The 10,546-nt window shown below is 46.0% G+C and carries 11 protein-coding genes; 5 read left to right on the top strand and 6 right to left on the bottom strand.

Translation table 11 applies throughout. From position 1 onward, the window contains the following. Positions 1 to 72: 72 nt before the first annotated feature. The 5 genes from cdd to potA form a co-directional block, all read right to left on the bottom strand. Positions 73 to 993 (bottom strand): cytidine deaminase, encoded by a 921-nt coding sequence (gene cdd / locus FHQ23_RS05180; RefSeq protein WP_139613368.1) that lies wholly within the window; start codon positions 991 to 993, stop codon positions 73 to 75. 105 nt (positions 994 to 1,098) lie between these two features. Beyond that, on the bottom strand, positions 1,099 to 2,145 hold the full coding sequence (locus tag FHQ23_RS05175) for an extracellular solute-binding protein (RefSeq protein WP_139613367.1): 1,047 nt from the start codon (positions 2,143 to 2,145) through the stop codon (positions 1,099 to 1,101). Positions 2,146 to 2,229: 84 nt separating this feature from the next. Next, on the bottom strand, positions 2,230 to 2,997 hold the full coding sequence (gene potC, locus FHQ23_RS05170) for a spermidine/putrescine ABC transporter permease PotC (protein ID WP_132966627.1): 768 nt from the start codon (positions 2,995 to 2,997) through the stop codon (positions 2,230 to 2,232). After that, positions 2,997 to 3,857, bottom strand: a complete 861-nt coding sequence (gene potB / locus FHQ23_RS05165; protein WP_139613366.1) for a spermidine/putrescine ABC transporter permease PotB — start codon at positions 3,855 to 3,857, stop codon at positions 2,997 to 2,999. Before potB ends, potC begins: the two co-directional genes overlap by 1 nt. Further along, the gene (gene potA / locus FHQ23_RS05160) at positions 3,838 to 4,956 is read right to left on the bottom strand and encodes a spermidine/putrescine ABC transporter ATP-binding protein PotA (protein WP_139613365.1); all 1,119 of its coding nucleotides are present in this window, start codon (positions 4,954 to 4,956) and stop codon (positions 3,838 to 3,840) included. Before potA ends, potB begins: the two co-directional genes overlap by 20 nt. A gap of 291 nt (positions 4,957 to 5,247) precedes the next feature. Between potA and ribH the strand changes: the two genes are divergently transcribed. The 5 genes from ribH to FHQ23_RS05135 are packed head-to-tail and all read left to right on the top strand — an operon-like array spanning position 5,248 to position 8,380. Next, on the top strand, positions 5,248 to 5,721 hold the full coding sequence (gene ribH, locus FHQ23_RS05155) for a 6,7-dimethyl-8-ribityllumazine synthase (protein WP_139608103.1): 474 nt from the start codon (positions 5,248 to 5,250) through the stop codon (positions 5,719 to 5,721). Positions 5,722 to 5,732: 11 nt separating this feature from the next. Then, positions 5,733 to 6,149, top strand: coding sequence for a transcription antitermination factor NusB (gene nusB / locus FHQ23_RS05150; RefSeq protein WP_139613364.1), 417 nt, complete (start codon positions 5,733 to 5,735; stop codon positions 6,147 to 6,149). Positions 6,150 to 6,194: 45 nt separating this feature from the next. After that, the gene (gene thiL, locus FHQ23_RS05145) at positions 6,195 to 7,193 is read left to right on the top strand and encodes a thiamine-phosphate kinase (RefSeq protein WP_139613363.1); all 999 of its coding nucleotides are present in this window, start codon (positions 6,195 to 6,197) and stop codon (positions 7,191 to 7,193) included. A gap of 26 nt (positions 7,194 to 7,219) precedes the next feature. Continuing rightward, positions 7,220 to 7,729, top strand: coding sequence for a phosphatidylglycerophosphatase A family protein (locus FHQ23_RS05140; protein WP_139613362.1), 510 nt, complete (start codon positions 7,220 to 7,222; stop codon positions 7,727 to 7,729). 12 nt (positions 7,730 to 7,741) lie between these two features. After that, positions 7,742 to 8,380: a LysE family transporter gene (locus FHQ23_RS05135; RefSeq protein ID WP_139613361.1), complete on the top strand. Its 639-nt coding sequence runs from the start codon at positions 7,742 to 7,744 to the stop codon at positions 8,378 to 8,380. Between the two features lie 217 nt (positions 8,381 to 8,597). On the opposite strand, the gene dxs is transcribed toward FHQ23_RS05135, so the two are convergent. Continuing rightward, entirely contained in the window at positions 8,598 to 10,463 is a 1,866-nt protein-coding gene (dxs, locus tag FHQ23_RS05130; RefSeq protein ID WP_139613360.1) for a 1-deoxy-D-xylulose-5-phosphate synthase, read from the bottom strand. Between the last annotated feature and the right edge of the window lie 83 nt (positions 10,464 to 10,546).

Below are 10,546 nucleotides of genomic sequence, written 5' to 3'. Positions count from 1 at the left end.
CATTTTGTCTACTATACCGTTTAATCCGTATAGATAAAAGCCGCCTGGTGATGACCAAGCGGCTTTTTGGCATTAATCAATTGAAAGATATTGTAGCGGAAGTTTACATAAGGTTGCCAGCAGCTGTTTTGCCATCACTTTTTGGCTGATTTCGGCTTTTTTCTCGATCAGAACCGCTCTTTTAATATTTTGTAATTCAAATCCGCTAAGGATTAAGTGATTGATAGCGACTTGTAGTGCCGGTAGGCTTGGATTGAAAGCCGCATTTTCTGCATAGCTGCCGATGAAATAGAAGTTGTCTTCAGTTTCCAATGCAACACCAGCGTAGGCTCCACTGTAAGGTGCATGGCTGATGTTGATACCTTCAAGTGCGGTATCGATCAATAAATCTTCGGTGTTAAGTAGGCTGAAGCCGTGATGGCGTGGAGTCAGCAGTAATTCATTGATATTGAGATCTTTAGGTCCGAAACTATTCGGTAGATACTCACTCAGGCGTTGATTCTGGCGCTGTGGCAGGTTGATGATTAGTCCTTCTGCAGTATTGAGCTCATTCATAAATTGGCGACAGTGACCACAAGGGGCGTAATTGACCGAAATCTCTTCAAGTGCGGTTTCACCCTGCATCCACGCATGGGCAATTGCACTTTGTTCGGCATGGACGGTCTGTTGCATACTGGTATCGATAAACTCCATATTGGCGCCAAAGTAGAAATTTCCACTGCTACCAATAGCAACTGCACCAACATAAAAATGTGAAATCGGTGCGAGAGAGTAAGCGGCAGCGATCGGTAGCAGCGCAATCGAAAGCTCCCTTGCCGTCAAATCGAATTTATGACAAAGGTGCTGCACCGTAAAGTGTGGTAAACGTCCGATAAAACGTTGTTCGGTCAAAATGGTCAACATGGTTTGTGCCAAGTCTTGATTGGTTAATTTGGCACAGGCTGACCGCACTTGGGCTGAAATATGTGAGTTGGAACGATAGTGGTTAGGCATGAAAAAATCCTCCGTAGTAACACGCCGTTGATGTTTTATCTTATGCTATAACGTAAAAAAGATCTTCTAAAGAAGACCTTTTTTGTGAGATTAATCAAGTAATTGTTATTTTGCTGCTTTAAACTGCTGAAAATAGTTTTCATACACGGCGGAAACATCACCGACATCGTCTTGCCAAATACTGTTTTTCATCACTTCCAACGGTGGATACAACTGGCTGTCTTCCACAATTTCTTTTGGCAGTTTTTTTCGTGCCAGTAGATTTGGGGTCGGATAACCGACTTCTAATGCCACTTTTTCGGCAACCGGGGCGCTGATCAGATAGTTAATCAGCTTGTGGGCAGCTTCCGGATTTTTGCTGGTCGCAGGAATCGCCAATGTGTCCATCCAGAAAATCGCGCCTTCTTTTGGCCAGCTAATATTGATCGGCATGCCTTCTTTGCGTGCAATAAACGCTGAGCCGTTCCACAACATGCCCGCATTGACCTCACCGGCGATAAACGAGTTGGCAGGATTGTCCGAATTGAAGGTCAGTACATTCGGGCGTAGGGTCAGTAGTTTATCATAAGCTTTTTTGATTAATTCTGGATTAGTGGTGTTTGGATCTTCGCCCATGGTGACTAAGGTCATATGAAACAGTTCACGGGCATCATCGGTCAGTTGCAGTTTGTCTTTAAATTCCGCTTTCCATAAATCATTCCAAGAGTTAAACGTACCGGCAGGATAAACATCGCTGTTGTAAGCAATCGCGGTGGCGCCGAAGATTTGTGGCACAGAGTATTGATTGCCCGGATCATAAGGTTTATCCAGCATTTCCGGATCCAGCTCTTGCAGCGACGGCAGCTTGCTGTGATCCAACGGCATCAACATGCCTTCTTTGCGCATTTTCGAGACAAAATAGTTGGACGGTGCGATCACATCGTAGCCACCACTCTCCCCCATGGTTTTCATTTTAGCATACATGGTTTCGTTGGACTCAAAGCTGGAAAAAATCACTTTGATCCCGGTTTCTGCGGTGAAATCTTCCAGTAGTCCGGGCGGAATATACTCAGCCCAGTCATAGAGATAGATCACTTCATCTTTGGCGTTTGCTGCGGTTTGCACGGCTAAGCCAAGAATGCCGACGGTAAAGACTGCGCTTAGTTTTTTCATCGTAAAATACTCCGAAGAAGAGAAATAGAGAAGATAAATAACAGCAAGAAATACCCGCACTTTTGTCATGCGGGTAACCCAATACTACTTGTTTTTGCGTCCGATAAACAGGCTTAAGGTGACCAAGAATAACGAGAGCAAGATCATAATGGTCGCTAAGGCATTGACTTCTGGAGTGACGCCGGTTTTTACCATTGAGAAAATCTTCAGCGGCAGTACTTCATAGCTTACGCCGGTCACAAATGACGACACCACCACATCATCCAGCGAAATAGTGAAGCTGAGCAGCCAACCGGAAACAATTGCCGGCAGTGCCAATGGCAGAATGATTTTGCCGAGAATCGTCAATTCACCAGCGCCCAAATCTTTGGCGGCTTCCAACATTTTGACATCAAACCCTTTCAGACGTGACAGAATGGTGACCACCACATACGGCAGGCAGAACGTGATATGAGCCAATAATAAAGACGCAAAGCCCAACTTGATGCTAAACAGCATAAATAGCGCCAACAGTGAAACCGCCATCACAATATCCGGTGACATCATCACAATAAACAGCATGCCGCCGACGAATTTTTTGCCGCGAAAGGCATAACGATAAAGCGCTATCGCGGTCAAGCCGCCGATAATGGTGGCTAAAGTGGCTGCAAAAAATGCGATCGTCACCGAGTGAATTGCGGCTTGAATCAAGGTGTCATTGTTGAACAGGCGTTCGTACCAGCTCCAGCTAAAGCCTTTCCAACTTAAGCCGTAGCGGTCGGCATTGAACGAGTTGACGATCAGGATAATAATCGGTATATACAAATAGGCATATACCACAAACATGAAACCACTGCGTAGTAAACGACCCATTATTCCAACTCCGGTTTTTTATTCAACAACTTACCTGCACGGTAGTAAATATACAATAACAGTGCCATCAACAGGGTCAGCCCGATGCTGATTGCCGAGCCGAACGGCCAGTTGCGTGAGACCAAAAATTCGCTCTTAATCACATTGCCGACCAACAATACTTTAGCACCGCCCAACAGATCAGCCACATAGAACATGCCCATAGCTGGCAGCAGTACCAACAGGCAGCCAGCGATAATGCCCGGCATTGTCAACGGTAGAATAATCCGTACAAAACGCTGTACGGTGCCAGCACCCAAATCTTTGGCGGCTTCCAGCAAACGTCCGTCCAATTTTTCAATCGCAGAGTAGAGTGGCAGAATCATAAACGGCAGTAGGATATATACCAAACCGATGATTACCGCGACTTCGGTATTGATGATCCGAATCGGTGAATCGATAATGCCTAGCGACATTAGGGTGTTATTCAACACACCACGCACGCCAAGAAAAATTTTCATGCCGTAAATTCGGATCAAGGAGTTGGTCCAGAACGGCAAAATCACCATAAACAGCAGGATAGGGCGGTATTTGCTCGGCAGTTTGGCAATCATAAACGCAAACGGATAGCCGATCAGCAGACAGATGATTGTCGCCAAACCCGACATATACAGCGAGTTCCACATCACTTGTGCATACAGCGGATCAAACAGGCGTTTGTAGCTGTCGAGTGAAAAAGTGAAATCGATTAGATTGCTGGTGTCACGGGTGAGAAAACTCGTTCCTAATACCAGTATATTCGGTACCAGCACAAAGAAAATCAACCAGCCAAAAATAATGGCAACGGTGATATTCTGAAACTTATGCGTTGTTATCTTCATCTTGCAACACCACTTCCCAGCTTTCAACCCAAGTAATCGCCACTTTTTGATTCAGTGAGTGATCCACATCCGGATCATCTTCGTTAAAGAATTCGCTGATCAACACCATTTTGCCGCTTTCCAGTTCAATTGTGGATTCCAGCGTCATGCCTTTGTAGTTGCGTTCGCGCACATAACCGACAATGCCGTTGACTTTCTCGGTTTCGTTGACTTCTTCCAGACGTAAATCTTCTGGGCGCAGCAACACTTTCAGTTGGCTGCCGGCGGAAACAGATTGTGTCGCGAAAATATCGCAGATTCGCCCTTCAACATTAGCTTTCAGCCGTTTTTCATCCAGACGCTCGATCACGGTGGCATCAAAAATATTGATTTCACCGATAAATTGTGCCACAAACAAATTGTTCGGCTCTTCGTAAATTTCGCGTGGCGTACCGTCTTGTTGTAATTTGCCGGCACGCAACACGATAATCCGATCCGACATACTCAAGGCTTCTTCTTGGTCGTGGGTCACAAAAATAAAGGTGATGCCCAGTTGGCGTTGCAGCGCTTTCAGCTCATTTTGCATCTGTTTACGCAGATTGTAATCCAGCGCCGATAACGACTCGTCCAACAGCAATACTTTGGGTTTATTGACTACCGCTCTGGCAATCGCAACTCGTTGCTGCTGTCCACCGGAAAGTTGCGCCGGTTTGCGATCGGCAAATTCTTCAAGCTGCACCATGCGCAGTGCTTCCAACACGCGTGGTTTGATGTCATGGCTAGGCACTTTCTGCATTTTTAGCCCGAACGCCACATTTTCAAAAATGCTCAAATGCGGAAACAGCGCATAACTTTGGAAAACGGTATTGACCGGACGCTGTTCTGCCGGAACTTGACTAATGTCTTGTCCGTCCAGAATAATTTGTCCGCCGTTCAGTTCCTCAAAACCGGCAATCAGGCGCAGAATTGTGGTTTTTCCACAACCGGAAGGCCCTAAAATGGTAATAAATTCGCCATGATTGATGGATAAATCAAAATCGTTAATGATGGCTTTGCCGTCATATTCCTTACGGATTGAACGCAGCTCAATCACCGGTTTGGTTTTAACAACGTTTTCCACTGTCTTTGTTTTCCTCCTAAATAACCGCGTTATCGCGATTATCAACAATAGTCTCTGAATAAAGGGATAAATCGGCGCTAAGAATACCACAGTTGATTTCTAGATTAAAAAGAGAAATTGCGTGAATGGCTCAAAAAACCGCACTTTACTGAGCAGAATGGAAAGCTGGGATAGCGTGTACAATTAAAGCAAGCACTGAGCGGAATTTAGTACTGAATAAAATCGAATGTTGTGATAGAATCCGCGATCGAATTTAACAACATGGTTTTATCCAATTTCACAAGGTAGCATATGAAAATTTTACAAGGTGTCGTGGCTGCGCCAGAAGCTAAAGTCGCGGTGGTTATCGCCCGTTTTAATAGTTTTATCAATGAAAGTTTGCGTGAGGGGGCAGTCGACGCATTAAAACGTATCGGACAAGTCAAAGACGAAAATATCACCTTGGTATACGCGCCGGGCGCCTATGAGCTGCCATTAGTCGCACGTCGTTTAGCTGACAGCAAAAAATACGATGCGATTGTGGCGCTAGGTACGGTCATCCGTGGCGGCACGGCGCATTTTGAATATGTTGCCGGAGAAGCCAGCAGTGGTTTGGGGCAAGTGGCAATGCAGGCAGAAATTCCAGTGGCGTTTGGTGTATTGACCACGGAAAATATCGAACAAGCGATTGAAAGAGCGGGCACAAAAGCCGGTAATAAAGGCGCTGAATCGGCACTAGTCGCCTTGGAAATGATCAATTTGCTGAATGCGATTGATAACGCCTAACGGAGGGTATAATGAGTAAAGTATCACCACGCCGTCGTGCCAGAGAGTGTGCGGTGCAAGGGCTGTATTCTTGGTTTATTTCTAAAAATGAGATTGCCGAAGTGGAACTGTCTTTCATCACAGATCAAGATATGAAAGGGGTTGATATGCCGTATTTCCGCAAGTTATTAAGCCAAAGTGCCGAGCATAGCGACGATTTGCAACAGACACTGGAACCGCACTTGGACAGAGCCTTCGGCGAATTGGATCCGATTGAACGAGCGGTTTTGGTGATGGCGGCGTACGAATTGAAATATCAAGCGGATGTGCCGTACAAAGTCGTGATTAATGAAGCGATTGAAGTGGCGAAAGTATTTGGTGCAGAAGAGAGCCATAAATATATTAACGGGGTGTTGGATAAACTGGCACCGGCGCTTGGACGAAAATAAGCTAGATTCAACATTTAACATCACAACGTGCGGTCAGGAGAGTAAATGGTGCGGCAAAATAGCGAGTTTAGTATTATTCGTCAGTATTTTAATGCGTCCACCCGAACACCGCGCAAGGACGTTGCATTAGCCATTGGCGACGACTGCGCTATCACCGAGATTAAGGCCAACCAACGCTTGGCGATCACCACGGATACCTTAGTCGAAGGTATTCATTTTTTCAGTGACATCGATCCTGCCGATCTGGCGTATAAAGCCGTTGCCGTTAATCTCAGCGATTTGGCGGCAATGGGTGCCGAGCCGGCATGGATTTCGCTTGCCTTAACACTGCCGAAGGTGGATCACCACTGGTTGGCAACATTCAGCCGCCGCTTTTTTGAAATTTTAGATCACTATAATGTCGATTTGATTGGCGGCGACACCACTAAAGGCCCGCTTTCGATTTCGATTACCGCTCATGGTTTGCTGCCGCGAGATAAGGCATTGTGCCGTCACGGCGCAGAAAAAGGTGATTGGATTTACGTTACCGGCAGTTTGGGTGACAGTGCGGCAGGTTTAGCTTTACTGCAGCAAAAACGAGGGCAAAACAGCGATACCGCACTTAGCCAAGCTGAAACCTATCTCATCGAACGCCATTTGCGTCCGGTGCCAAGAGTGCTGTTCGGACAAAGCATTGCGCCTTATGCCAGTGCAGCGATTGATATTTCCGATGGTTTGTTGGCAGATTTATCACATATTTTACAACGAAGTGCGGTCAGCGCCAGCCTGAAACTGGACAAACTGCCGTTGTCGCCACAGTTGATTGCGGTTTTTGGTGCCGAAAAAGCAGAGCAATTTGCGTTGGCTGGTGGTGAGGATTATGAGTTGTGTTTTACTGTAGCAGATAAAAACTGCGCGAAACTAGAACGAGAATTAACTCATATCGGGGTCGATTACACCTGTATCGGACAGATTCGCAGCCAAAATACTAATCAAATGATTCGTTTAAAACGCGGTACTGAGAAAGTGACGCCGCCAGATTTTCAAGGCTTTGAGCATTTCTAAATCTGAATAGAAAAGGATGGCAGCCAATGAACGATAAAATAGATGATAAAAAAAGTGCCTTAAGTCAGTTGAATATTCGTAATCCGGTGCATTTTTTGGCGCTCGGCTTTGGTTCGGGGCTGTTGTCGCCAGCGCCGGGTACTTGGGGAACTCTGGCAGGCTGGCTGCTGGGCATCGGTTTACTGCAGTTTGTATCGCCACTTTTCTTATTGTTGCTGGCGGTGCCGGGTTTTGTGCTTGGCATTTATTTGTGTGAAAAAACGGCACACGATATGGGCGTGCACGATCACGGTGCGATTGTGTGGGATGAGATTATTGCGATCTGGCTGGTGCTGGCGTTTGTACCGCAGCAGAATTGGCTGTGGTATTGCTTAGCATTTGTGCTGTTTCGCTTTTTTGATATTGTGAAGCCATATCCGATCAAATATTTTGATAAAAATGTCGAGAACGGTTTCGGCATTATGCTTGATGATTTACTGGCGGCGGTTTATACCGCACTTTGCTTGTTATTGTTATTTACCTTAGGCGGATTGTAGAGTCGATTAGCCATGTTTGCTTTAGTGATTAAACTGTTTTTTGTGCATTTGTTTGCGTTGGTTAGCCCCGGCCCTGATTTCTTTTTTGTAGCGCGCAAAGCGATCAGTGAAAATCAGCGTAGTGCGGTGTTGGGCGTAGTTGGCATTATCCTAGGCTTAGTGGTTTGGCTGAGTGCAAGCCTGCTCGGATTAGCGTTACTTTTCAAATTGTATCCCCCGATTGAAAGTGCGGTATTGCTGTTGGGCGGTGCTTATCTTAGCTATCTCGGCAGCCTGATGCTGCGAGTGAAACGCAATATCAGTCTGGCGCAGATCAGTGTGCAACGTGCGGTCAATCCAGTCTCCGATTGGGCGAACATTCGGCAAGGCTTGTTGGTCAATCTGGCCAATGCTAAAGCGATTATCTATTTCAGCGGTATTTTTTCTTTATTAGTCGGCAGTTTAACCGATTATTGGCAAATCGCTTTTATTGCAGTGATGATTCTGCTGGAAAGTTTTATCTACTTTTATCTTATCGCCCACCTTTTTTCCCGCCCAGGCGTGAAATCATTTTATCTAAATTATAGTCGTTATATTGATAATCTGTCGGGGCTGGTGTTTATCGGCTTCGGATTATTTTTGATCGCCAGCGCGATTCAGTTGATGGTGTAAGCGCGCTATTCATTTTAAGCTTAAGCGGTTATAAAAAATAACGGTTATAAAAAAGAAAACCCGATATTCAATGAATAAATATCGGGGGAGGTCTTACAATAAGTAAAATGTAAAAAGACAACTGCATTTGCAGTGCACTAGCATAAATTAAGACTAAAGATAGGTCGAAAAGTTCATAAAAATCTCAATATTTTTTATTTTTATTATCCAGCCGTGATTATTGCTGCCAACATGCACTAATTTGTTGCTCAATACCGGCAGCGTCGAGCTGCAATTCTGTTAAAACTTCTGCTTGTTCACCTTGGGCAATGAAATGATCGGGGAAACCCAATTGTAGCAGTGGCGGAATGGTGATTCTTTGCTGTAATGCCAAGTGGTTTAACGTTTCGGCAACCGCACTTCCGGCACCGCCTTCAATCGCATTGTCTTCTAAGCTGACTAACAGGCTGTGCTGTTGCGCTGCTTCGGCAATGCAAGCCTGATCTAACGGTTTAACAAAGCGCATATCGATCACGCTGGCGTTCAATTTCTCTGCGGCGGCTAGCGCTTGTGGCAACAAGGTACCGAAATTTAAAATCGCAATATTTTTGCCGTCACGGACTTTGTTGGCTTTGCCGATTGGCAAGCCATTTAGAGGTTGCAGCTCACAGCCAATGCCAGCTCCTCGTGGATAACGCACTGCCGCAGGCGCATTCAAGTGATAGCCGGTGTACAGCATTTGGCGACATTCGTTTTCGTCACTTGGGGTCATAATGACTAGATTGGGAATGCAACGCATGAAACTGATGTCGAAAGCGCCCTGGTGGGTTTGCCCGTCGGCGCCAACGACACCGGCACGATCAATTGCAAACAACACCGGCAAATTCGGAATCGCCACATCGTGAATCAGTTGATCGTAAGCCCGCTGTAGGAAGGTGGAGTAGATCGCCACCACCGGTTTGTAGCCGCCGATCGCCAAACCGGCAGCAAAGGTAACGGCGTGCTGCTCGGCAATTGCCACATCAAAATACTGTTGTGGGAAGCGGTTGGAAAATTCGACCATGCCTGATCCTTCCCGCATTGCCGGCGTAATACCGATTAATTTGGTATCTTGTGCTGCCATTTCACACAACCAATCGCCGAAAATGGTCGAATAACTAGGGTTATTAGCTTTGGATTTTGGTAGTGTCCCTAATGTTGGATCAAATTTTGGTACACCGTGAAAACCGATCGGGTCGTTTTCTGCCGGGGCGTAACCTTTGCCTTTTTTGGTCATCACATGCAGAAATTGCGGGCCTTTCAGGTTACGCATGTTCTTCAGGGTAGAAACCAGCTCGTCTACATTATGACCGTCAATCGGACCAATGTAATTAAAACCCAACTCTTCAAACAACGTACCGCCGGAGACAAAACCTTTAACGTGTTCTTCGGTTTTTTTCATAAACTCTTTAATTGGTGGCAGATTTTCTAAGATTTTTTTACTGCCTTCCCGAATTGAGGAGTAGAACGAACCAGACAGCAGTCGTGCCAAATGGTTGTTCAACGCGCCGACGTTTTCTGAAATCGACATTTCGTTATCGTTCAAAATCACCAACATATCGGTGTGCATCGCTCCGGCATGGTTCAGGGCTTCAAATGCCATACCGGCGGTGATGGCGCCGTCGCCAATCACGCACACGGTTTTGCGGTTGGCATTCTCTTTTTCCGCTGCAATCGCAATGCCCAAACCGGCGCTGATTGAGGTGGAGGAGTGGCCGACCGACAGCACGTCGTATTCGCTCTCTTCGCGCCACGGAAACGGATGCAAGCCGCCCTTTTGCCGAATGGTGTGCATTTTGTTGCGGCGTCCGGTCAGAATTTTGTGCGGATAGGCTTGATGGCCTACATCCCAAATAAGCTGGTCAAACGGGGTTTGATAGACATAGTGCAAGGCAACGGTCAGCTCGACAGTGCCTAAACCAGAGGCTAAATGCCCACTTGTGCGGCTGACGGATTCCAACAAAAACTGGCGCAGTTCGTCACATAATGCAGGCAGTTGATCGCGATTTAACAACCGCAGATCGTCAGGGGTGTTGATTAAAGCTAAAATTGGGTAATTTTGCATAGTGGGTTGCATCGTTAAAATCAAGGGTTCTTTATTATTTAAATTTCGTTATTTAAATTTCAGTATTCAAATTTTATTATTCA

It is taken from the genome of Testudinibacter crocodili (assembly GCF_006228025.1).
Lineage (GTDB): Bacteria > Pseudomonadota > Gammaproteobacteria > Enterobacterales > Pasteurellaceae > Chelonobacter.
Note: the sequence above shows the minus strand (reverse complement) of the source record. Positions and strands in the feature narration are given on the sequence as shown.

Excerpts from the sequence above, each read along its gene's own strand:
- cdd (WP_139613368.1), bottom strand. The coding sequence starts at position 993 with ATGCCTAACCACTATCGTTCCAACTCACATATTTCAGCCCAAGTGCGG.
- FHQ23_RS05175 (WP_139613367.1), bottom strand. The coding sequence starts at position 2,145 with ATGAAAAAACTAAGCGCAGTCTTTACCGTCGGCATTCTTGGCTTAGCC.
- potC (WP_132966627.1), bottom strand. The coding sequence starts at position 2,997 with ATGGGTCGTTTACTACGCAGTGGTTTCATGTTTGTGGTATATGCCTAT.
- potB (WP_139613366.1), bottom strand. The coding sequence starts at position 3,857 with ATGAAGATAACAACGCATAAGTTTCAGAATATCACCGTTGCCATTATT.
- ribH (WP_139608103.1), top strand. The coding sequence starts at position 5,248 with ATGAAAATTTTACAAGGTGTCGTGGCTGCGCCAGAAGCTAAAGTCGCG.
- nusB (WP_139613364.1), top strand. The coding sequence starts at position 5,733 with ATGAGTAAAGTATCACCACGCCGTCGTGCCAGAGAGTGTGCGGTGCAA.
- thiL (WP_139613363.1), top strand. The coding sequence starts at position 6,195 with ATGGTGCGGCAAAATAGCGAGTTTAGTATTATTCGTCAGTATTTTAAT.
- FHQ23_RS05140 (WP_139613362.1), top strand. The coding sequence starts at position 7,220 with ATGAACGATAAAATAGATGATAAAAAAAGTGCCTTAAGTCAGTTGAAT.
- FHQ23_RS05135 (WP_139613361.1), top strand. The coding sequence starts at position 7,742 with ATGTTTGCTTTAGTGATTAAACTGTTTTTTGTGCATTTGTTTGCGTTG.
- dxs (WP_139613360.1), bottom strand. The coding sequence starts at position 10,463 with ATGCAAAATTACCCAATTTTAGCTTTAATCAACACCCCTGACGATCTG.